The sequence below is a fragment of the Liquorilactobacillus mali genome (genome assembly GCF_001437155.1).
Taxonomy (GTDB): domain Bacteria; phylum Bacillota; class Bacilli; order Lactobacillales; family Lactobacillaceae; genus Liquorilactobacillus; species Liquorilactobacillus mali_A.
The window spans coordinates 81,287-103,998 of record NZ_JQAR01000002.1; the positions used below are offsets into that span (position 1 = coordinate 81,287).

21 protein-coding genes are annotated in these 22,712 nt (G+C 33.7%); 20 read left to right on the forward strand and 1 reads right to left on the reverse strand.

Annotation, left to right across the window (positions count from 1 at the left end):
• Positions 1-74: 74 nt before the first annotated feature.
• The 4 genes from IV36_RS01435 to murI all read left to right on the forward strand — a co-directional run bounded on the left by IV36_RS01435 (position 75) and on the right by murI (position 7,124).
• Complete coding sequence (locus IV36_RS01435; protein WP_056990388.1) at positions 75-614, forward strand: biotin transporter BioY; 540 nt, start codon at positions 75-77, stop codon at positions 612-614.
• 93 nt (positions 615-707) lie between these two features.
• Positions 708-1,874: a pyridoxal phosphate-dependent aminotransferase gene (locus IV36_RS01440; RefSeq protein ID WP_056990389.1), complete on the forward strand. Its 1,167-nt coding sequence runs from the start codon at positions 708-710 to the stop codon at positions 1,872-1,874.
• A 370-nt stretch (positions 1,875-2,244) separates the two neighbouring features.
• Positions 2,245-6,120: a lectin-like domain-containing protein gene (locus tag IV36_RS01445; protein ID WP_056990391.1), complete on the forward strand. Its 3,876-nt coding sequence runs from the start codon at positions 2,245-2,247 to the stop codon at positions 6,118-6,120.
• A gap of 227 nt (positions 6,121-6,347) precedes the next feature.
• A complete protein-coding gene (murI, locus tag IV36_RS01450; protein ID WP_056990393.1) occupies positions 6,348-7,124 on the forward strand; it encodes a glutamate racemase in 777 nt (258 codons plus the stop codon).
• Positions 7,125-7,248: 124 nt separating this feature from the next.
• Here the strand turns inward: murI and IV36_RS01455 are convergent, their stop codons facing one another.
• The gene (locus tag IV36_RS01455; RefSeq protein WP_056990394.1) at positions 7,249-7,803 is read right to left on the reverse strand and encodes a sigma-70 family RNA polymerase sigma factor; all 555 of its coding nucleotides are present in this window, start codon (positions 7,801-7,803) and stop codon (positions 7,249-7,251) included.
• 206 nt (positions 7,804-8,009) lie between these two features.
• On the opposite strand from IV36_RS01455, the gene IV36_RS01460 reads away from it, so the two are divergent.
• The 16 genes from IV36_RS01460 (at position 8,010) to IV36_RS01535 (ending at position 22,398) form a co-directional block, all read left to right on the forward strand.
• On the forward strand, positions 8,010-8,762 hold the full coding sequence (locus tag IV36_RS01460) for a hypothetical protein (RefSeq protein ID WP_056990396.1): 753 nt from the start codon (positions 8,010-8,012) through the stop codon (positions 8,760-8,762).
• Between the two features lie 252 nt (positions 8,763-9,014).
• Positions 9,015-9,692: a sugar transferase gene (locus tag IV36_RS01465; protein WP_056990398.1), complete on the forward strand. Its 678-nt coding sequence runs from the start codon at positions 9,015-9,017 to the stop codon at positions 9,690-9,692.
• Between the two features lie 22 nt (positions 9,693-9,714).
• Complete coding sequence (gene pssD, locus IV36_RS01470) at positions 9,715-10,164, forward strand: PssD/Cps14F family polysaccharide biosynthesis glycosyltransferase (protein ID WP_056990541.1); 450 nt, start codon at positions 9,715-9,717, stop codon at positions 10,162-10,164.
• A 112-nt stretch (positions 10,165-10,276) separates the two neighbouring features.
• A complete protein-coding gene (locus tag IV36_RS01475) occupies positions 10,277-10,678 on the forward strand; it encodes a glycosyltransferase (RefSeq protein WP_338086405.1) in 402 nt (133 codons plus the stop codon).
• 21 nt (positions 10,679-10,699) lie between these two features.
• Positions 10,700-11,413 carry a glycosyltransferase family 32 protein gene (locus tag IV36_RS01480; RefSeq protein ID WP_056990400.1) on the forward strand — a complete coding sequence of 238 codons (714 nt, stop codon included), beginning with the start codon at positions 10,700-10,702 and terminating at the stop codon, positions 11,411-11,413.
• Positions 11,406-12,320, forward strand: a complete 915-nt coding sequence (locus IV36_RS01485; RefSeq protein ID WP_056990403.1) for a glycosyltransferase family A protein — start codon at positions 11,406-11,408, stop codon at positions 12,318-12,320. The genes IV36_RS01480 and IV36_RS01485 overlap by 8 nt, the downstream gene beginning before the upstream one ends.
• Positions 12,321-12,334: 14 nt before the next feature.
• On the forward strand, positions 12,335-13,363 hold the full coding sequence (locus IV36_RS01490; RefSeq protein WP_056990404.1) for a glycosyltransferase family 2 protein: 1,029 nt from the start codon (positions 12,335-12,337) through the stop codon (positions 13,361-13,363).
• Between the two features lie 26 nt (positions 13,364-13,389).
• Entirely contained in the window at positions 13,390-14,493 is a 1,104-nt protein-coding gene (locus tag IV36_RS01495) for a glycosyltransferase family 4 protein (RefSeq protein WP_056990406.1), read from the forward strand.
• Positions 14,471-15,481, forward strand: a complete 1,011-nt coding sequence (locus IV36_RS01500) for a glycosyltransferase family 2 protein (protein ID WP_056990408.1) — start codon at positions 14,471-14,473, stop codon at positions 15,479-15,481. Before IV36_RS01495 ends, IV36_RS01500 begins: the two co-directional genes overlap by 23 nt.
• 8 nt (positions 15,482-15,489) lie before the next feature.
• Positions 15,490-16,707 carry an O-antigen ligase family protein gene (locus IV36_RS01505; protein WP_082623684.1) on the forward strand — a complete coding sequence of 406 codons (1,218 nt, stop codon included), beginning with the start codon at positions 15,490-15,492 and terminating at the stop codon, positions 16,705-16,707.
• A gap of 1 nt (position 16,708) precedes the next feature.
• The gene (locus IV36_RS01510; RefSeq protein WP_056990411.1) at positions 16,709-17,575 is read left to right on the forward strand and encodes a polysaccharide pyruvyl transferase family protein; all 867 of its coding nucleotides are present in this window, start codon (positions 16,709-16,711) and stop codon (positions 17,573-17,575) included.
• Entirely contained in the window at positions 17,562-19,034 is a 1,473-nt protein-coding gene (locus IV36_RS01515) for a lipopolysaccharide biosynthesis protein (protein WP_056990412.1), read from the forward strand. Before IV36_RS01510 ends, IV36_RS01515 begins: the two co-directional genes overlap by 14 nt.
• 85 nt (positions 19,035-19,119) lie before the next feature.
• Positions 19,120-20,070: an LCP family glycopolymer transferase gene (locus tag IV36_RS01520; RefSeq protein WP_056990414.1), complete on the forward strand. Its 951-nt coding sequence runs from the start codon at positions 19,120-19,122 to the stop codon at positions 20,068-20,070.
• A gap of 15 nt (positions 20,071-20,085) precedes the next feature.
• A complete protein-coding gene (locus IV36_RS01525; RefSeq protein ID WP_010077715.1) occupies positions 20,086-20,859 on the forward strand; it encodes a YveK family protein in 774 nt (257 codons plus the stop codon).
• A gap of 17 nt (positions 20,860-20,876) precedes the next feature.
• Positions 20,877-21,644 (forward strand): CpsD/CapB family tyrosine-protein kinase, encoded by a 768-nt coding sequence (locus IV36_RS01530; RefSeq protein WP_056990416.1) that lies wholly within the window; start codon positions 20,877-20,879, stop codon positions 21,642-21,644.
• Complete coding sequence (locus tag IV36_RS01535; RefSeq protein ID WP_056990418.1) at positions 21,586-22,398, forward strand: tyrosine-protein phosphatase; 813 nt, start codon at positions 21,586-21,588, stop codon at positions 22,396-22,398. Before IV36_RS01530 ends, IV36_RS01535 begins: the two co-directional genes overlap by 59 nt.
• Positions 22,399-22,712 lie beyond the last annotated feature (314 nt).

The window sequence follows — 22,712 nt, forward strand, 5'->3', positions numbered from 1 at the left end:
ATTAAAATTAATAGTTGACAGTTAACTTTTGAATACTTACAATGATTGTTATCAAAGTGAGAAGAGGTTAACTTATGAATAATCAAAGACTCCATCTTTTAGTATTATCAGGAATTTTATTAGCAACAATGATTGTTTGTTCACAGATTACGATTCCATTGCCAATCGTACCACTTACAATGCAGACTTTTGCAATTGGTTTGGTTGCAAGTCTGCTGCCAGTTATAGACAGTTTTACTGTTTTATGCATCTATCTAATAATGGGTGCTGTCGGGTTACCTGTTTTTGCAGGGTTTTCTGGCGGACTAGCAGTCTTTACGGGACCAACTGCAGGGTATCTCTATTCATTCCCAATAATGTGCATAGTGATTGGTGCAATTTTGAAGTATTGGGGCAAGAATTATCTGTCACTGCTTACTGCAAATATAATTGGAATGTTTGTAGGTCTAATAATGGGTTCCTTGTGGATGATACCAAATCTGCATCTTAGCCTGAAGGCGGCACTGATGACAGGAACGATCCCATTTATTATTCCAGGAATTATCAAGGTACTATTAGTCGTAGTGATTGCACAACGTTTGCAAGGTGTAGTTCAAAAGCAGTTGGCAAAGTAGTGTAGACGACTAAAATATATAAAGCAAAATATTTTTAGAATGTGATATAATGTTCTTTAAATTCAAGATTTATTGATTGTAAGGAGCATTCTAATGGGAAATAGTAAATTTAATGAGAAAATTGAACAAATTGGTATTTCAGATATTCGACAATTTGATACTGATACAAGTGATATTCCAGGAATCATTAAGCTGACACTTGGTGAACCTGATTTTAATACACCAGAACACATTAAGAAAGCCGCTATTAAGGCAATTGAAGATAATCAGTCGCATTATTCTCCTAATGCAGGGATTCCGGCGTTGCGTGGAGCAGTAGCATCTTATTACAACGAGAAATTTGACTTGAACTACACTGCAGAACAGGTTGTCACAACGGTAGGTGCAACGGAAGCAATTGCGGCTAGCCTGCAGACGGTTATAAATCCAGGAGACACTGTAATTGTTCCGACTCCAATCTTTCCAATTTACATACCAATCACAAAGGTTAATGGTGGTAGCGTCATTTTGGTTGATACAAGTGATGACGCTTTTGTCTTAACGGCTAAGAAGTTGGAACAGGTCATCGATGAACATCCACTGGCCCATGTTAAAGCTGTTATCTTGAATTATCCAAGCAATCCTACTGGAGTAACTTATTCACGCAAGCAGATAGAGGAACTGGCAGAGGTTATTCGCGAGCGTGATCTTTGGGTGGTCAGTGATGAAATCTATGCTGAATTGACATATACTAAGAAACATTTTTCTATTGCGCGTGCCATTCCAGAGAGAACGATCTTGATCACAGGTCTGTCAAAGTCACACGCCATGACTGGTTGGCGAATAGGATATATCTTAGGACCGCAAGATTTCGTTGATCAGGTTGTGAAGTCACACCAGAACTTTGTCACAGCATCTACGACCATTTCACAATTTGCAGCACTTGAAGCAATGACTAATGGTAAGGATGATAGTAAGACGATGTTAAAAGAATATGGAAAACGGCGTGACTTCATGATTAAGGAACTAGCAGAAGTCGGCTTCAAGGCAGCAAGTCCAGATGGTGCATTTTATATTTTCGCTAAGATCCCAGCTAACTGTTCGCAAGATTCTTGGACCTTTGTGCGCAGCTTAGCTAACGAGGCTCATGTTGCAATTATTCCCGGTGTGGCATTTGGACCAGGTGGGGACGGTTATGTACGTATCAGTTATGCGTCAAGTCTTGAAAAATTACAGGAAGCCGCAAAACGTATTAAAGAATATGTGAAGAATAGAAAGTAAATAAAAAGGGAGTGTGACATAAGTCGGTAAAATTTGAGTACTAACAAGAAATTACGAACATAGTGAGTAACTTGCTATGGATAATTCGAGGTTAGACGGAAAATTTTGACTTAAGGAACACGTTTATCCGGAATAAATAGAAGAGCTAGGTTAAAATTTCACTTTTGGCCAGCTCTTTTTTTGTGTCGAAAATTAATAATAATTTCATAATGGTATTTTATGGAATTATGTTGAAATCATTGCTTTATAAAGTCTTTTTTATTCTCCGTTTTTTTAAAAAAATAAAAAATAAAAAACAAATAATGTTTATTTGCAATTTATAATCGAACTAATTTAGTAGTTTTTTTAAAAAAATCAGGAGGGGTTAAAAATGGATTCGAAAAAGATACACTACAAGATGTATAAGGCTGGTAAACGCTGGCTATTTGCAGGGATCATTGTAGTTAGTTTTGGTTTAGGGAGTAGTGTTGCGGTTACGAAGGTAAATGCCGATAGTACTTCTACAACGGGTGCAACAGCTAGCGATAATACATCAGTCGCAGGTACAAGCCAAGCATCAACAAGTACAAGTGGAGCATCAAGTAGTAGTGAAACAGCGAAGTCAACCGAGACCTCCGAAAGTTCAAACAGTGATACGACAAACGCGACAGAAACATCTGAAAATACAAGTAGTGTGGCAACAAGTGCTACAGAAACGTCTGAAAGTACAAACAGTTCATCAACGAGCACGGCAAAAACTTCAGAAAGCACAAGCAGCGCTGCCACTACCTCTGAAGATGCAAGTAACTCCGCAACAAACACAAGTGATAGTAGCTCCACGACAAGCAGTTCACAAAGTTCAACTACCGAAAGTACGGTGGACAGTAATACTGCAACAACTGCAAGCAGTACAAGTTCAAGCAGTACAAGTTCAAGCAGTACAAATTCAAGTTCAAATAGTAGTGCGGCTGTGAGTTCATCAACTGAAAGTACAGCAGATACAACGACGGCTGGTAACGCTGCGGCAACTACAAGCAGTGATTCCAATAGTGTCCAAGTTTCTTACACGACATTGCTTGATCAGTTAAAGGCTAACACAGTTCTTGCAAGCGAAAATGATAGCTTTGTAGAAGTTACTAAAGATAACTTTCTTGATTATTTTACGCTCAATGGTTCAGCAACATATGATGCAACAACGGGTATTGTGACATTAACACCAGATGAAAATAATCAAGTAGGGAATTTTTCTCTTAATAGTGAAATAAATATGAATACCAGTTTTACCTTGACTGGAAGTGTGAACCTCGGTTCTGATCCTAATGGGGCAGATGGAATCGGTTTTGCATTCCACACGGGAAACACTAATGATATTGGTAATGCGGGTGGTAACCTTGGAATTGGTGGCCTGCAAAATGCAATTGGGTTCAAATTAGATACATGGAATAATGGTTATCAAGCACCTAATAAGGACGTAGATGGTGCACAGGTTTCTTCCACTGATTCTAATGGTTTTGGTTGGAATGGTGATTCGATGAGTGCTCCTTATGGGACATTTGTTACTACAAGTGATCAAGAGATCAAAACAGCAGATGGTACTGAAGTTCAAAGATGGTGGGCAGAAGATCAAACTGGGACTGCTAAATCATTAAGTAAAGCTGATATTAATGGGCAATTCCATAACTTTGTGGTAGCATACGATGGAGCTACAAGAGTTTTAACCATCAGCTATACTCAAACAAGTGGGAAAGTTTTGACTTGGAGTACTACTGTAGATTCTTCATATGAAGCAATGGCAATGGTTGTCAGTGCATCAACAGGTGGGGCAAAGAACTTACAGCAGTTCAAAATAGATAGTTTTGATTTTCAGCAAGCAGCGACAGTTAATGTGACATATGTTGATCAAAATGGTAATGTGTTAGCCACTGGGGAAGTAGATTATCCGGATGGACCATATGTAGATGGAACATATACTACAGAACAAAAAGACATTGCAAATTATAAATTCATTGGGATGGCCGATGGTACAAATACAACCACAGGCTTAAGTAGTATTGATGCAAATGGGACCTTAAATGAAAACGGTAATAATGGGACTGTCGTTTACGTCTATGCGCCTGACTATCAAGCAACTTCGAAAACAGTTAATGAAACTATTAACTACGTTGATCAAAATGGAAAAACAGTAGCGGAATCATCCAAGTCAGCCGTAACTTTTGTTACAGTAACAAATCCAGTAGACGGCAGTGTAACTTACTACTACAAGAGTGGAGCCGTTGATACACCAACAATTGGTAATGATGGAATACCAGAGGGCGAAGGTTGGACACAGACAGATAGTGGCAATTTTGCTGAAGTAGCAAATCCAACCGTTGCTGGTTACAAGGTGATCAGTAATGATGCTCCAGCCAGTGATTTAAGCAAAGTCGCAGCACAACAGGTCACGAATGATAGCTCAGACTTGAACTACACAGTAGTTTATGCGCCAGCCTATGCAGCAACAACAAAAACAGTTAACGAAACAATCAACTATGTTGACCAAAATGGCAAGACAGTTGCGGATGCCTACAAAGCAACGCCAATAACCTTTGTGACGGTGACAAATCCAGTAGATAATAGTAAAACCTACTATTACAAGAGTGGAGCCGTTGATACACCAACAATCGGTAATGATGGAGTACCTGAAGGAGAGGGCTGGACTAAAGCAGACAGCACTGGCTTCTCAGCAGTAGCAAATCCAACTGTTGCTGGTTACAAGGTAATCAGTAATGATGCACCAGCTAGTGATTTAAGCAAGGTCGCAACACAATCGGTTACAGCTGATAGCTCAGACTTGAACTATACAGTAGTTTATGCGCCGGCATATCAAGCAACAACAAAAACAGTTAACGAGACAATCAACTATGTTGACCAAAGTGGCAAGGCAGTTGCGGATACCTACAAAGCAACACCGATAACTTTTGTGACAGTAACAAATCCAGTAGATGGTAGTGTAACTTACTATTATAAGAGTGGGGCCATTGATACACCAACAATTGGTAATGATGGAGTACCTGAAGGAGAAGGCTGGACTAAAGCAGACAGCGCTGATTTCTCAGAGGTAGCAAATCCAAATATTGCCAATTATGAAGTGATCAGTAATGATGCCCCAGCTAGTGATTTGACGAAGGTCGCAGCACAACAGGTCACAACTGATAGCTCAGATTTGAATTACACAGTTGTTTATAAGTTAAAGGAAGAAAAAGCGACGGTTAAATATATTGATGATACAACTAATACGACTTTAACCAGCAAGGATCTTTCTGGAGCGTTTGGTTCAACTGATGACTATAGAACAGCAGATACAATTAAGTATTATGAGAATAAAGGGTATGTTCTTGTTAGTGATAACTACCCAAGTGATGGTGTGGTTTATGATCAGGATGGGGTTATAAAGAGTTATGAGGTACACCTTGTTCATGGAACAACTCCAATCAACCCAGATAATCCGCAAGAACCTGGTGAGCCAATCAATCCTAATGATCCAGATAGCCCTAAATGGCCTGATGGAACAGATAAAGATTCATTGACAAAAACAGTTACTGAAACTGTTCATTATAAGTATGAAGATGGGACTCAGGCAGCACCAGACAAGACTGATTCAGTAACCTTTGAACATGAGTTCGTGATTGACAATGTAACTGGTGAAATTATCAAAGATAATGGTTGGAAGGCAGTGAATGACGACACAACATTCGATACTAAGGTCTCGCCTATAATTGATGGGTATACAGCCGATAAGAAACAAATTGATGAAATTACCGGATTAACCCAGAACAGCGCAGACGTTGTTGAGACGGTCATTTACACAAAGAATGCTGAACCCGTTATCCCTGACAAACCAGTAACACCGGATAAACCTGTTGTTCCTGACAAACCAGTAACACCAGATAAACCTGTTGTTCCTGACAAACCAGTAACACCAGATCAACCAGTAACTCCTGCAAAGCCAATGACACCAAGTAATAATAACGGCAGCACAAATAGTAATACGCCAACTAATAGTAATGGTGGTGATTCAGTGACAACAACCCCATTAAGTAATGTTACTACGAAGCCTGCCTCATCAAAGAAAACGGTAGCTAAGGTGACAGCTGCAAAAGCAAGCTTGCCGCAGACTGGTGATGAACAAAGTAGTAAGGTGTCCGTCATAGGTGCAATCTTAATTGCTCTGGCAAGTATTGGTACACTGTTTGGTTTAGGTAAGAGAAATAAAAAAGAATCAAAGTAAATAAATAGCCTGTGCAAGAAAGTATTAGTGCAGTCTATGCAATAGACAAGAAACCAGAATGAAATATTTCTGGTTTTTTTGTGTACAATGATTGTAAGAAAATATCCAGCAAAACTGTTGAGTAAGAATAATTTTAGAAGATATTGAAATCATAATTTTACTTTAGTGTTATGTTCTAATTTAAATAGTATAATAATGGTAATATCGATATAAAGGAAGTATGGCTAATGTATGAATTAAAGAGAGATTGCCCTATCGGTGTCTTCGATTCTGGAGTAGGTGGTATTAGTGTTCTTCGTGACTTGTACCGTCTTATGCCACAAGAAGACTATCATTTTTTCGGAGACTCAGATAATGCACCGTATGGAATTAAAACGACTGATGAAGTTAAAAAATTGAGTTTTGATATTGTTAACCATTTTATTGAACAGAATGTTAAGGCGATTGTGATTGCCTGCAACACTGCCACAAGTGCCGCTGTTAAGGATATTCGGCAAGCTCATCCAGATCTTTCAATAATTGGACTTGAACCTGCCATTAAGCCGGCCGTACTGCGAAAACCTAATTCACAGATCTTAGTGATGGCGACACCATTGACACTAAGAGAACAGAAATTCCAAGAATTATTGGCACAATATAAGAACCTCGCAGATCTGGTATTAGTTCCAGCACCAGACCTTGTAGAATATGTGGAGAAGGGTGATTTGGATTCTCCTGCTGTAATGAATTATCTGGAAGAGTTATTATCACCTTATAAGGAAACGGCAGACTCCGTGGTATTGGGCTGCACACATTTTCCATTTGTGAAACCTGCAATTCAGAAAGTAATGGGAGGCAAACAATTCATTATTGATGGTGGTCCAGGAGCATCAAGAGAATTGCAAAGAATCCTGCGGGACAAAGAATTATTACAGCCATTGAGTCATCAAGGAAGTGTTACCTTCGCTAACAGTGAGGTAGGTACAGGCAAGATTGAATTGAGTAAGAGATTGTTTGAAGCTTAAATATATATAATGTTAATGTAAAAAAGGAAACTAGTTCAAAATTAAACTTTTAACTGGTTTCCTTTTTGTTTAACCTAAATTACATAGACATAATAAGAGTTACGAAGTTTTGATTTAACTAAACTCATCTCTCAAGAATCTTTTTAGCTTTCCTAATAACTCCGTCGCGCCATTTGTAGATTGCCTGTCTAGACACACCTACCATTTTTGACATCTTAGTGATACTGATACCGGCCACACGGTTCGCAAGATACGCTTGCTCTTGCAGTGTGCATTTGTCCCAAAGTTCTTGGAAGAACGCGCTGGAAAGAATCTCTCCTTCGAAATTACTGGCTAATGGATCGGGATAGCTGGTGTCTTCATCAGCTTCATCAGAATGAATCGTAATCAAAGGCTTGCAGTGTTCCTGATGATTTGCCTCCTTACGAACACGATCTAACAGACGCCACTTGATTCGCCTGAAGGCATAGGGACCAAACAGCTCAAGGTCTTCAGATGAATGTGTTGCAAAGAAATCCTCATAGGCTTCCACATATAATAGACAGCCTTCCTGATATAAGTCTTGATAATCGCTTCTTGACGGTGAGATACCAAGGTTTTTCAGTACTCCATGAATCAACTTGGTATTATTATCTTTCAATAGGTGTTTGAATGCAAAAGTAGATATCTTGTTACTCATTTTTGAATCACTCCAATTATTTTGAATTGATTCAAGGCCTTAAATCATATTCAGAGTACACAAAAATATTATTTAGAGAAACCTAGAGGAAAGTGCTAAAAAGATAGTTCAAAATTAATATAGTAATTTATTAGGGAAAACTTTATAATGGGAACAAGATATAAAAGGGGTTGCAAAAAATGTATGTAGGGTAGAGGGGGAGATAAATGCATCATGAAAAGATTTTATTTCATGGATTCGATCTTGATGAAATTATTTTCAATTCAGAAGTAGATACGAATGCAATGATTAATGCGCAAAGTACGTTATTTATCTTTAATTGTCTTAATTATAAGAAACTAGGCTGTAAATCAATCTTAGTTGACAAGTACAGGGGAATCATCAGAACTAACAAGGAGACTAAGAAGTTAATTAATCAATTTGTTGACAAGCAGGCAATTACCTTTTTGGGAACAAGGATGATGGCACAAAAACAAGGCGGACTACCATATGTTTATGGGAAGCAAGTCATAATTCCATTGGGCGGAGCCACTCAGCATTCGACTGACTGGTTGTTAATGAATAATATTGCTGGAATTATGTTTACAGAAAATAAAAGGAATATGACGGTGTTATTCAAAGAATTCCTAGGTGCCCCGCTAGAGATGGACTTTGAAGTTGATAAGACGATAGTTAGAAGACAGCTGCGGATAGCTGGTAATATTTTGCTGCGACAGTGCAAGCTAGTAGCTGAACTCAATGATGCATTTCATGATATTAAGCAATCATCTGTTTATAATATTTGTATACCATGTTCAGATCAGGATACTGATCATAGTTCGCTAAAGAGTGAACTAGATGGGGGAATATACTATGTTACTGAGATGGCACTCAAAGGCATTATGGGTAAAGATGTGTCTGAACAATTAATTGAGGATACTATGAAGGACATTAGGAGGAAAAGTAGAGGAATCATCTAAGTATTAAGATAAAGTTGTCTATGATGAATTTGAAAAAAAACAAGGAAAAAATATTGTATTACATTAGTATAAGATAGCGCATACATGAATAATATAGTATTACAATTATTCTCTTTTTAGGTTTGATGTGAAAAAAGAAGATTTTGTGAATTCTGTATGTCTTTTTTGTATTTTAATTTACTTAAAAATGTGTATAATTAAAACGTAACTGATTTTCCATTAATAAATTTATTTGAAGGGGGAGTCACAGGCGTGATTGATGATTCACGAGGGAATGGTTTCAGCAATAAGCGAATACTCGATCAAGAAAAACTCAGGAGTCGTCATCTATACCATTTCTGCAAAAGATTGATAGATATGGTGCTAGGTGTCTGTGGTTTGGTGGCATTATCTCCAGTATTACTAGTAATTGCTGGGGCTATTAAGAATGAGGAAAAAGGCGGAACAATTATTTATAGGCAGCAGCGTGTTGGTAAGAATGGAAAGCTATTCTCAATCTATAAGTTTCGTTCTATGTGCATGGATGCTGATAAGAAGCTTGAAGAATTGAAACAGTTGAATGAAGTTGAGGGAGCAATGTTTAAGCTTCATAATGATCCTCGTGTTACCAAGGTTGGCAAGTTACTTAGAAGAACGAGTCTTGATGAATTGCCGCAATTATACAATGTTCTGAGGGGCGACATGAGCCTTGTAGGACCACGTCCCCCGTTGCCCGAAGAGGTTGAACAATATTCCGATTATGACAAACAACGCTTACTGGTCACACCAGGATGTACAGGCTTGTGGCAGGTAAGCGCCAGGAATGAAGTTGGATTCCATGAAATGGTCGAATTGGATTTACAATATATCCAAAAAAGCGGATTACTATATGATTTAGCAATAATATTAAAAACAATAAAAATAATGATAGTTCCGAATGGAGCATATTAAGAGAAGGTAGAATATGAAAAAAATGAAAGTTTGTCTTGTGGGTTCTAGTGGTGGTCATTTGACACATTTATACTTACTTAGACCATTTTGGGAGAAGTATGATAGATTTTGGGTTACTTTTGACAAGGAAGATGCTAGAAGTTTATTGAAGGATGAGCAAGTATATAATTGTTCATTTCCAACAAATAGAAATTTGAAAAATTTAATTAAAAATACTTTTTTGGCTTGGAAAGTTTTGAAAAAAGAGAGACCGGATGTAATAATTTCTTCGGGGGCAGCTGTTGCAGTTCCATTTTTTTACATAGGAAAGTTATTTAGATCAAAAACTGTGTATATAGAAGTTTTTGACAGAATAGATAAACCTACTTTGACTGGAAAGTTGGTTTATCCAGTTACAGATAGATTTATTGTACAATGGCCAGAAATGAAGAAAGTTTATCATAAGTCTATAAATTTAGGCAGTATTTTTTAAGGAGATAATTATGATTTTTGTAACGGTTGGTACACATGAGCAGCCATTTGATAGACTGGTAAAAAAAATTGATTTTTAAAAAAAAGATGGTCTAATTAAAGAGGATGTCTTTATACAATATGGCTTTAGTAATTATATTCCAACTTATTGTGAGAGAAGCAAATTTGTTGAGTATAAAAAAATGATTGAATTAATAAAAAATGCTCACATCGTAATAACGCATGGTGGTCCAGCCAGTTTTATAATGGCTATTAATGAACACAAAGTACCCATAGTTGTTCCAAGAATGTTTAGTTTTGGTGAACACATTAATAATCATCAAGTTGATTTTGTTAAAAAAGTGGCAGGAAATAAAAAAAATATAATACCAGTTTATAATATTGATAACATAGAAGATATTATAGAAAATTATGATAAGAAAATGGATAGTTTTGAATCAAATATAAATTTTAAAAATAATCAAAAAAAATTTATTGAAGGATTTGAAAAAGTTATTGCCGATTTAATAAAGTAATTTAGAAAAAGAGGTCTAAAAATGATTCCTAAGATAATAAATTATTGTTGGTTTGGTGGGTCAGAATTACCTTTAGAGGTCAGAAATAATATAGACAATTGGAAGAAAATTTGTCCTTCTTTCCAAATAAAAAGATGGGATGAAAGTAATTATAATGTAAAAAAAAATAGTTATATAGAGAAAATGTATGAGGATGGGAACTACGCATTTTTAACTGATTATGTGAGATTAGATATCATATACAACTATGGTGGAGTATATTTAGATACAGATGTAAAACTAATAAAGTCCTTAGATGAAATTGTTTCAAAGGGTGATTTCATGGCTTTTGAAGAAACTGGAAGAGTTAATACTGGGATAGGCTTTGGAGCTGAACCAGGAAATGAAATTATTAAGAAGAATATGGACTATTATGAACAGGATGATCTGAATGGACAGGTTAAGGTTGAAATATGTGTTAAGGTTACAACAAGTCTTCTTATTTCTTATGGATTGGACTATGAAAAAAATGTTCAACAAAGGCTTAGCAAAATTATAGTATATCCTTCAGACTATTTTTCACCGATAAAAATGGGTACTTCAAAAATAAATATCACAGATAATACAATTGGTATTCACGAATTCGCAGCAAGTTGGTATAAGGGGAATAAGTTGATTAAAATGATCAAATATAGACTTATACCTTTAAAAAAGTTTATAAAGGTTGATATTTTGAAAAAAAAATTATTTGAGTGATGGTGATTTTTTGGATCTATTTGGCATAGTAACAACCGTTTACAATAGGAGAGAAAAATTAAAATTATTATATAAAAGTCTTATTCAACAGAGTAGGAAAGATTTTCACTGGATTATTGTTGATGATGGTTCAACTGAAAATGTTGAAAAAATGGTTAAGTCGTGGATTAAAGAAAATAAAATAAAAATTATATTTACCAGACAAAAAAATATGGGGAAAATGAATGCTTTGAATAATGCCTTGAAGAATTTGGTTGACTTTAAGTGGTTCTTGGTTGTTGATAACGATGATATTTTAGGTAAAAATGCAATTGAGATTGTGATTAATGATATAGAAGAAATAGAAAAAAAGGACAGAAATTTTGCAGGAGTAATATATCCTAGGTATTCAGAAAATTATGATAAAAAAGAATTAAAAAAATGGGATAAAGTAGATAGTGAAATAAATATTATGGATTTAAAATATGTATACAATATAAAGGAATCAGCAATAATTTTAAACGTTAAATTTGTTGCACAGGAGTTGCCAAAATTACTATCTAATAGTGAAAAGTTTTTAAGTGAAGAAATCTTATATAATAATTTGGCAAAATACGGTAAGTTTATAGTAAAAAATAAGTTGTTTTATTATTTCAATTATCTAAATGATGGTCTTACCAATAATTTAGTTAAAAATTGGAAAAAAAATTTCAGAAATTCTGTTTTATTATTTCAATCAAGGTACTATTCTGTGGCCGATATCTCATTTCAAAAGCGAGTCATTGAAAGAATTAAAACAATAATGAATTTAAATGCTTTATGTATTTCAACAAAAAACAATTTTTTTAAACCATCACCAAATAAAGTGTTGAGTTTATTACTTTTAATTCCATCTTTTTTGTATTATCTGGTTAAATTTCGAAACTGAAAGGAAAATTGACTATGAGCTATCCTCTAGTGTCTTTAGTAGTACCTATTTATAACGGTGAGTCTTACATCCGCAATTTAGTTAGATGTACAATGAATCAAACCTATGATAATTGGGAACTAATACTGGTTGACGATAATTCAACGGATAAAACTTTGAAAATAATAAAGGATTTTTCTTGTGAAAAAATTAAAGTTTTTACGAGTCCTGGTTCTGGTGTCTCATTTGCAAGAAATGAGGGTATAAAAAGATCATCTGGAGAATATTTTATGTTTATTGACGTAGATGATTCGTTTGTGCCTGAATATATAGAGAAAATGATAGATGCAATTTTAAAAGAAAATACAGAAGTTGTTCTTTGTGGATATTACGAAGTTTATTCCAAAAATAAAATGGAAAACTCTCTTCCATGGAGTGGTTACTACGATAATGATTCTATTTTGCACGAGATATTACCGAATATTTTATACCCGATACATAGAGAAAAGAAAGTTTGGTTTCCAGTCTGGAGAACTATTTTATCAAGGGAAAGTATTGAAAAAATTAATTTTGATATAAATGTTTCTACTGCTGAGGATTTTCTATTTATGTTAGAAGTTTTTTTGAAATCAAAAAGTGTTTTCTTTTTAGATGAAAATTTATATTTTTATAATAGAAATGCTGGTTCAAGTTTGAACAGTTATATTTCTAAAAATATGGATAAACAAAGACATAGCCATGAGGCAATGTTGAAGTTACTTAAAAAATATAATGTGTTTGAAACTCTTCGAGAAAGATACTTGCTAAACCGAGAATCTATGTATACAACAGCAATTTCAAATGCTGTAAGAAATAAAAATAAAAGAGAAATTGATAAAGAACTAAAAAAAATATACAAGGAATTTAAGAATGATAAGCTTTTAAAAAATAAAGTAAGAGTATTTCAAAATGAATTTAAAGTAAGTTGCCCTCTGTTGTTACTACAAATGGGATGTTTGAGGCTACTAAAACTAATTTTTATTTTTAAAGAGTTCTTAAGATTACGTAAATTTAAAGATGCTTAAGAATCAGGTTCTCTTTGGAGGGAAAAATGAATATATCTTTTTTGGTTAATAATTTCAATAATAAAGGTGGTACCGAAAGAGTTCTGTCTATAATTGCGAATGGTCTGATTAACAGAAACAAAATTGAGGAAGTATCAATATTGTCTATCTGTGATGGAAAAAGTCCCCACTATACAGTCGACAAGCGAATAAGGGTAGTCTCTTTTGATTGTGAGAACAAAAACAGAATTTATAAAAGAATCATTATTCCAAACTTAATTCATAAGTATATAAAAAATCACAAAATTGACTTTTTTATATGTGTCGATATAGGTATGTATAGTTATATGCCTAAGTTTAAAGATATTGGAACTTGCAAAGTAATAATTTGGGAGCACTTTAATTTTTTTAATGGAAAAACATTGAAAGAAAAAATAAAAAAAAGGTATGCTGCTGGGCATGCGGACGCAACTGTTGTTTTAGGAGATAAAGACTTTGATAACTATAAGAAAAACTTAAAGAGGATTAAACTGCTGAAAAGAATATATAATCCAGTCCCCCTTAATTTTAACCAGAAAAGTAATTTGAAAAATAAGAGAATAATTGCTGTTGGAAGATTGGTAGATCAAAAAGGATTCGATATTTTAGTTAATGTCTGGTCTATCATAAAAAAGGATAAAATTTCAGAAGGTTGGACACTTGATATTTTTGGAGAAGGTCCTTTAAGAGAAAAACTAATTAATCAAATAGATGAACTAAATTTAAGTGATATTAAAATTAATAATTTTACAAATGAAATAAAAAAAGAGTATTTGAAATCTTCAATTTTTGTCTTGTCATCTCGTTTTGAAGGTTTTGTACTTGTTTTGATGGAAGCACAGTCCGCTGGACTTCCTGTTGTTAGTTTTGATATTAAAGAGGGTCCAAGTGAGATAATAGTTCAGGGCGAAAATGGCTTTTTAATTAAGCCCTTTGATAAAAACGAAATGGCAAGAAAAATACTATTTCTTATGGAAAATGAAAATAAAAGAATTCAATTTTCTAATAATTCTGATAAAATAATAAGAAAATTTGATACTAAATTAATTATTAATGACTGGGAAGAATTATTTGAGGAGTTAAGAAAAAATGAACAAATTCCAGAAAATTAGTATAATAATACCAACGCATAATAGCTTAGAAACAGTAGGCGGTTGTTTAAACAGTTTTTTAAGACAAGGTTATCCAAATGTGGAATTAATATGTATTGATGATCATTCTAATGATGGAACTTTTGAATTTTGCAAAAAGTATAGTAATAAATGTAAGATGGTTTTTTCGTACTGTTTAGAAAATAAGTTGGGAGTTTCTGCTGCCAGAAATTTGGGTATAGAAAAATCCACAGGTTCAATTATTGGTTTTGCAGATGCAGATGATTATGCAAGCAAAAATTCGCTATTTATTGTAAATAATGATTTTAATGATGTTAGGATTGATATTGTCTCATACGGGTATAATGTGGTATACAGGGGCAAGAATGGTAAAAAAGTTACTAAAATAAATGTTTTGAAAAATAAAAGGGTACACAATTATGAATTTCAGTTTTATTCTTTGACTAGTAAAAGGGTTCAAGGTTTCGTGTGGAATAAATTCATGAGAAAAAAAGTATTGAATGGTATATTATTTTCTGAAGATTTAACTTTGGCGGAAGATTTAAACTTTGTCTTGAAATTATCGAATAACATTAAAGGTGTTAATTTCTTAATTTCGAATAAAATAGTTTATAACTATGTGTATAATGTGAAAAGTGTCAGTCATGGGTCTGTTGATTATCAGTTCGATAAGTTTAACAATTTGAATTATGTTAATTCTCTCATGAATTTCAAAAATGATAATTTAAAAAAAAATGATAAAATAATAAATTTATTAGGATACAAAATATATCAATGTGCGCAAGCTGTAGTAAGAATGGAAGAAGTAGATGGAGAAAGAAAAAGGAAAGCTAAGTTTTTGATGAATGAAGTAAAAGAGGATTATATTAGATGTTATTATATAAACTGGTTTTCGAATACTCTAAATAGCATTAAGCATTGTTTAGGGAAAATTGGTTTTTTGAAAAGAATTTATAGATATTATAAAAACAAAACAAATTTGAGGTGATTTACAATTTGTCATTAAAAATTAGAATAAGTAAAATACAGGTTATTTCTGCTATCGTATTTCTATGTAGCATAGACATCGGGTATATAGATGACTTGGTACATGTTTTACCAAAAATAGTATTTTTGATTCGATTATTTTTAATAATGATATTTTTTATGGGACTATGCGTAAAATCATATAAAAAAAATTTTCAATTCTCGACTTATTTTTTATTGTTGACAATTGTATTCTTTTTTATTTCAATTGTTACCATAGAAAATGGAGGTAGCTTTTTTGAATTTTCAAAACAATTTTCAATGATTTATTTAATAGCAATATTCATTGAAACGTATAGAAAAGATGATGCGATTTTTTCTATTCTAGAGATTTGGAAAAGTTTACTTTTTATATTAATATTACTTGATTGGGTTTCGATGCTACTTTTTCCAAGTGGACTTTATACAACAATTTACACTGATAATTGGTTTTTGGGTTATAAAACAGAGAGATTTGTTTTTTATCTACCTTTTGCAATTATTTCAGGCTTTTTGTCATTGAAAAAGCACAATAGAATTGGTATAAATACCTATTTTACTATGATACTATGTATGTTAGCTCTTTTGTATTGCAAAGGAACTTCGATTTTTTTTGGAATGTTGATTGTTTTTCTTCTGTTTATTTTACTGGATATAGGTATTTTTAATAAAAAGATTAATTTTATTTTAAATAAATCTTTGAGTGTTCCTTTTGTTTTGAGTATATACACGGTTGTTAATATTTCTTTATTAAATGCTATAAGTTCTAAATTTTTAGATTATCTTTTGGTTAATGTTTTTCATAAAGATTTGACTCTTGATACTCGAACTTTGATTTGGCAAAGTTGTTTTCAATTAATAAAAACTAATAAATTTTTTGGAAAGGGATTTCTAACATATCAAAATTACCAGTACTATACTAGCAATTTGTATGCAACTTCTGCACATAATATGTTATTGACATTACTAGTTACAGGAGGATTTTTTCTACTGTTGTGTTATGCTGTAATAATTTTTCTAACTGTATCGCGGCATGTGTATATGAATAATAAATATAGTAATTTTTCTAAAGTGCTTGCCATTGGAGTAGTTAGTATGTTAGTAGTAGGTGTCACTTCTTCAGAGTTTGTTTTTTCTGAATTTGGCTTTATTTTTTTCTCGTTAGGAACAATAGACTTAAAGATCTTATATGAAATGGGAGATGAATGAAATGTTCGGAATAAAAACAAAGATAATTAGAAATCGAATAAATATTAATGGAAATAGAGTAAGGAAAGGAATAATTAATCTTGAGTGGTGGAGTGAAAAAGAGAATTTAGGGGATTACTTATCTGTAGTTATATGTGAGTGGATGTTAGGGAAAGAGTTCTTAGCTTTAAATTCACCAAGCTCAATAAAAAAAAAGAGACAGTATATTCATTTAATGGGTGTAGGTTCCATAATTGGAATGGGAGATTTCGATGCGACAGTATGGGGAAGTGGAGTGCATACAAAATCAACTATCAATAGTGTATACTTACAAAGAAAAAATAGAAGATATGATATTAGAATTGTGCGCGGGCCATTAACAAAGTATGTGTTAGAATTAGCCAATTATAAGTGTCCTAATTTGTTTGGTGATCCTGTTGTTTTGATGCCATATATTTATGATAATAATTTAAAAAAGATACATGATTTTAGCATTATCAAGCATGTAACAAAATCTCCTCGTATGAAACTTGATAAGTACAATTATATAGATATGCAAACTCATGATTATCAAATGGTGGTTGATGAAATAAAATCTTCAAAAAAAATTATTTCATCATCATTACATGGAATTATACTTGCTGAGTCCTATGGAATACCGGCTATATTTTTAAGTACAGGCGTAGAAGATGAAATGTTAAAATATTTTGACTGGTATTTTTCAACAGGAAGAACTGAAGTTAGATATGCTAGAACTCTTGATGAGGCTTTAAGATTAAAGCCAATGGATTTACCAGATCTTACTAAGATGCGTGAGGCTTTATTGTCTTCATTTCCGTATGATTTATGGAGTAGGCGAGTTATGGGGTGTAGTAATGAAAAAGAGTAAGTTAAAAGAAAAAGTTTTTAATGGAATGTTCTGGAGATTTGGAGAACAGATAAGTTCACAGTTGGTTACTTTTATAATATCAGTTATTCTGGCAAGAATATTATCTCCAAGAGAATATGGTTTAGTTGCAATTGTGACGATATTTATTGCAATTGCAAATGTTTTTGTCACTGAGGGATTTGGAACGGCGTTAATTCAAAAAAAAGATGCGGACATAAAAGATTTTTCATCAGTGTTTTATTTTAATTTGATATTTTCTTGGTTAGTTTATTTAATAATTTTCTTATTGTCAAATTATATTGCAATTTTTTTTAAAGAACCAGAATTGAAACCTGTAATGAGAATTTTGGCTATTGTAATTCCTATTACAGGGCTGAATTCAATTCAACAGGCATATGTATCAAAAAAAATGATTTTTAAGCGTTTTTTTTGGTCGACTTTGATTGGAACTACTATCTCAGGATTGTTAGGAATTTTTTTTGCGTATAGAGGTTATGGTATCTGGTCATTGGTCATACAACAAATTATGAATATTGCTATCAACACAATTGTTTTGTGGTTTACTGTAAAATGGAGGCCAATTCTATATTTTAGTTTAAAAAGGATTCGCACTCTTTTGTCGTATGGTTGGAAGATTCTGGTTACTAATTTAATTAATTCAATTTATGATAACTCTATTAATATTTTAATAGGCAGAATGTATTCAAGTAGTGCTTTAGCGTTCTATAATAGGGGAATTAATTATCCCAATTTAATCATATCCAATGTTACTACGTCTATTAGTTCAGTGATATTTCCTGCACTATCAGAAATACAAAATGATCGAGAAAAAATGAAGAGAGCAATACGTATTTCAATTTCTGTGGGAACTTTCTTAATTTTTCCCTTGATGGGAGGCCTGTTTGCAATCTCTAATAATTTAGTTCTTTGGATGTTAACAAAAAAGTGGTTGCCTGCGGTACCCTTTATGAAAATTGCATGTATTTTTTTGGCTTTATATCCAATAAATATAACAAATTTACAAGCAATTATGGCTGTTGGGAGAAGTGATGTATATCTACGACTCAATATAATAAAAAAAGGTATTGGATTGACTTTGATTGCTTGTAGTGTACCTTTTGGATTGTACGGTATGGCATCAAGTCAAATTATTGTGGGTTTAGTAGCTATTTTTACAAATATATCAGCTAATAAACGACTATTCAATTATTCATTTGAAGAACTGTTCTATGATTGTTTTAAAAATATAGTAAGTTCTGTGTTTATGACAGTAATCGTTATGTTCATTGGTAGTACTATCTCTGATAGCACAAATATATATATAGCTTTTATTTTATTGATACAAATCTTGATTGGTATATTATTGTACATTGTTTTTTCTATTTTTCTGAAATCAAAGGAACTTTATTATATTTTGAGTATTTTAAAAGGATATTTTCTGAAAAAAAAAATTAATTAAAAGTATAGTTTTATATTCGTTATTGTTATAATGGAGTTCGTTAATTAGTGTAACATTTTATTTTTATTTGGAGATGAAATATATTATGAGCAATGTAAATGGACGTAGGCATCGTAAATCCAGCAAAAACAAAAAAATACTGAAAATAGTTGTTTTCCTTTTAATTGTTTTTTTTGCTATTGATGGGGTAATAATTGCCAAAGTGTATAACGATGCTAAGAACGCAGTTGATACTACATATCACAAAGTTAAACATGATAGTGAGCGTAATGCGGCAAGAACTATTAATAATGGAAAGCCATTTTCTATCTTACTTTTGGGGACTGATACAGGGGACTATGGTCGTACATATAAAGGACGAACTGATACCATGATGGTAGCGGTTGTGAATCCTAATACGAAGAAAACAACACTTGTAAGTATTCCGCGTGATACAAAGGTTGCTATCCCTGGTCACGGCTTTGAGAACAAAATTAATTCTGCTTATACATATGGTGGTACTAGTATGGCGATGAATATTGTGCAGAGTTATTTAAATGTTCCGATTGATCACTATATTGAGATGAACATGGGTGGCCTGGTACAGTTATCTGCGGCGCTTGGTCCAATCAAGGTAAACAATGATTTGGATTTTACTAACTTAGGTTATCACTTCAAAAAAGGTAAGGTTACTATTAACAAAAGTAATATTCTTGCATACACTCGTATGAGGTATCAAGACTCTCGTGGGGATTATGGTCGTCAATTACGTCAAAGACTTGTGTTGGAAGGACTTGTTAAGAAGATTGCTACTGTTCAAGGTATTACCAAGTATCAGAGTATCTTGTCAGCACTCTCTAGCAATATGAAGACGGATATTACGTTTAGCGAGATCAAAACGATTGCTACTAAGTATCGTTCTGCTGACAACGTTAAACAGACTCAGCTTCAAGGATATGGTAAAATGATTGATGGTATCTCGTTCCAAGTCGTTCCACAAAAGAACGTCAATGCTGTAACTAAGGAATTGAGAACTGCATTGGAATTAAATAAATAGTATAGGAGCAAATTGATGAGTGAAGAAGTAAATAATGAAACAGTGATTGATCTCAGACGATTGTTCGTCTTACTCAAGAAGAATTATCTTGGAATCATCTTGTGGGGGATAATAGGAGCAATAGTGGCTTTTATTGTTTCCTTTATCTTCATGACCCCACAATATAGTGCATCGATTGATCTTTTGGTTAACCAAAAAGCTGATAACGAAAGCCTGCAATACAATGTGCAGCAGGCTGACTTGCAGGCAATCAATACCTATGAAGATGTCATCAAGAAACCCGTTATCCTAGAACCTGTTGTGAAAGAGTTGCGTCAGAAGGATAACTATTCTGGTTCTGTTGCATCTCTTGAGAAGTTGGTGTCAATTTCTAATGCTACGAACTCTCAAGTGTTGACAGTTACGGTTACCGATACAAATGCATATACTGCTGCTGATCTTGCCAACAGCATTGGTAAAGTCTTTAGTCAGAAGATTAAGAAGATGATGAAGGTTGACAATGTGACTATTGTTACCAAGGCAACTGCGAATACGACGCCTGTATCTCCCAACAAAAAGCTCAACTTATTAATTGGGGTCATCGTTGGTTTGTTGATAGGAGTTGCAATTGTTGTCATCAAGGACTTGCTTGATACAACTGTTCGTGATGAGAAGTTCTTGACTGAAGAACTTGGACTTACGAGTTTGGGTGCAATCAGTCATATTCAAGGCAGAAAGTATCGGCGTGTTGTAAATGTAACCATTGGTGGTAACGTGGATAGCGAGAAGCTTTCAAGGCGAAGAGTATAGGAGGGAGGTCAAGAATAATGTTTGAATTTAAAAGTAAGAAGAAGAAAAAGAATGAATTGTCCATGGATTCAATGCAGAATGGTGTTGAAATGATTTCTGCAGCCGATCCAAGTTCTGTAATTTCTGAGCAATTCAAAACAGTTCGTACCAATATCCAGTTTTCTAATGCCGATAAGCGCTATCGCAACATCCTTTTGACCTCTTCAATGGCTTCAGAAGGAAAATCGACGATTGCTGCAAACTTAGCAGTAACCTTCGCCAACCAAGGCTTAAAGACTTTGTTAGTTGATGCTGATATGCGTAGACCAACTATTAATGCAACATTCAGTATTGCTAATCCTAAGGGTTTGACTAATTACTTGACTGACCGTGACTTCGACGTTAATCAAGCAATCTATGAGACATCAGTCGACAACCTCTTTGTTATGCCAAGTGGGCCAGTACCACCTAATCCTGCTGAATTATTGAATTCGAAGCGGATGGATCTCTTGATTAAAGCACTTTCGGAACAGCTTGACCTAGTTATCTACGATGCTCCACCATTGTTATCGGTTACTGATGCGCAGGTTCTCTCTACCAAGGTCGAAGGTACGATCCTTGTGACTCGTCAGAATACTACTGAAAAGGAAGCTGTAAGGCACGCTGTTGACCTGTTGAAACATGTAAATGCCAACATCATTGGTTCAATTTATAACGATGTTCGTTCGGAAGGTGGGAGTGGATACTATGGCTATTATGGATACGGATATTACGGAAAATCTGACAAAGAGCAAAAAAATAGTTGATTTGCATTGTCATCTGATTCCAGGGATTGATGATGGTTCACCTGATTTAGAACATTCATTAGAGCTTGCACGACAAGCTGTTGCTGAGGGGATAACACATATTTTGGCAACACCACATCATTTGGATGGAGATTATGTCAATCATCGTGCTGATGTAATCAAGCATGTTACTGATTTTCAAAATGAATTAGATAATCATGGAATTCCGCTTGTTATCTTCCCCGGGCAAGAAGTTCATATCAACGGTGACTTAACCGAAAGGTATGACGACTTGTTAGGAATTGATGAAGATAAGAAGTATATGCTGATTGAGTTTCCTCATGGCTCCGTTCCCAAGTATGCCAAGCGTTTGTTTTTTGAACTGCGTAAGATGGGGACAACACCTGTGATCGTTCATCCAGAACGCAATCATGAGATTCAGGGAGACTTGAATCTTTTGTATGACTTTATTGCTGATGGTGCTTTAGCTCAGCTGACGGCCACCAGCTATATTGGTGGTTTTGGTGAGAAAGTCCAGGATATCTCCGAACAGCTGGTTGAACATAATCTTGTACAGATCTTTGCATCTGATGCCCATGCATTGAAGGGGCGCAACTTTGCTTTGCGAGAAGCATTCATCAAGCTCCGTACCGAATTAGGGCAGGCTAAGGTTGATGAATTCGAAGGCAATGCGGAGAATCTGCTCAATGGATTACCAGTTTTTGCAAGAGACTATTCAAGAATAGCTAAAAAGAAGAAATTCTGGTTTTTTTAGAAAATTTATATTATTGTAGGGTAAGTGTTTGTTTCTTAAGTGAAATAGATACTTATTTTTTATTTATATAAATTTAATTGTTATTGAAAGAAATTCATTTGACTATAAATATACAAATTAATATTATAAAAAAATAAAACAAATAAACAGTATAGATAATTATAGAACTCTAAAAAAATAATTACCTTATTTAGGGATAATATATTACTTTATTTATAAGTGGATTTTTTGCAAGAAATTTCTTTTGCTTAGTAGTTTTAGGTAATCAAATATGATATGATGAAAAAAGCGAATTGTGAATTTTATATCAAATA

Bases quoted from the DNA above. Each gene is read 5' to 3' on its own strand.
- IV36_RS01530 (WP_056990416.1), top strand. From the start codon at position 20,877: ATGTTTGAATTTAAAAGTAAGAAGAAGAAAAAGAATGAATTGTCCATG.
- IV36_RS01495 (WP_056990406.1), top strand. From the start codon at position 13,390: ATGAATATATCTTTTTTGGTTAATAATTTCAATAATAAAGGTGGTACC.
- IV36_RS01435 (WP_056990388.1), top strand. From the start codon at position 75: ATGAATAATCAAAGACTCCATCTTTTAGTATTATCAGGAATTTTATTA.
- IV36_RS01480 (WP_056990400.1), top strand. From the start codon at position 10,700: ATGATTCCTAAGATAATAAATTATTGTTGGTTTGGTGGGTCAGAATTA.
- IV36_RS01535 (WP_056990418.1), top strand. From the start codon at position 21,586: ATGGCTATTATGGATACGGATATTACGGAAAATCTGACAAAGAGCAAA.
- IV36_RS01455 (WP_056990394.1), bottom strand. From the start codon at position 7,803: ATGAGTAACAAGATATCTACTTTTGCATTCAAACACCTATTGAAAGAT.
- murI (WP_056990393.1), top strand. From the start codon at position 6,348: ATGTATGAATTAAAGAGAGATTGCCCTATCGGTGTCTTCGATTCTGGA.
- IV36_RS01510 (WP_056990411.1), top strand. From the start codon at position 16,709: ATGTTCGGAATAAAAACAAAGATAATTAGAAATCGAATAAATATTAAT.
- IV36_RS01515 (WP_056990412.1), top strand. From the start codon at position 17,562: ATGAAAAAGAGTAAGTTAAAAGAAAAAGTTTTTAATGGAATGTTCTGG.
- IV36_RS01445 (WP_056990391.1), top strand. From the start codon at position 2,245: ATGGATTCGAAAAAGATACACTACAAGATGTATAAGGCTGGTAAACGC.
- IV36_RS01460 (WP_056990396.1), top strand. From the start codon at position 8,010: ATGCATCATGAAAAGATTTTATTTCATGGATTCGATCTTGATGAAATT.
- IV36_RS01440 (WP_056990389.1), top strand. From the start codon at position 708: ATGGGAAATAGTAAATTTAATGAGAAAATTGAACAAATTGGTATTTCA.
- IV36_RS01500 (WP_056990408.1), top strand. From the start codon at position 14,471: ATGAACAAATTCCAGAAAATTAGTATAATAATACCAACGCATAATAGC.
- pssD (WP_056990541.1), top strand. From the start codon at position 9,715: ATGAAAGTTTGTCTTGTGGGTTCTAGTGGTGGTCATTTGACACATTTA.
- IV36_RS01490 (WP_056990404.1), top strand. From the start codon at position 12,335: ATGAGCTATCCTCTAGTGTCTTTAGTAGTACCTATTTATAACGGTGAG.
- IV36_RS01520 (WP_056990414.1), top strand. From the start codon at position 19,120: ATGAGCAATGTAAATGGACGTAGGCATCGTAAATCCAGCAAAAACAAA.
- IV36_RS01525 (WP_010077715.1), top strand. From the start codon at position 20,086: ATGAGTGAAGAAGTAAATAATGAAACAGTGATTGATCTCAGACGATTG.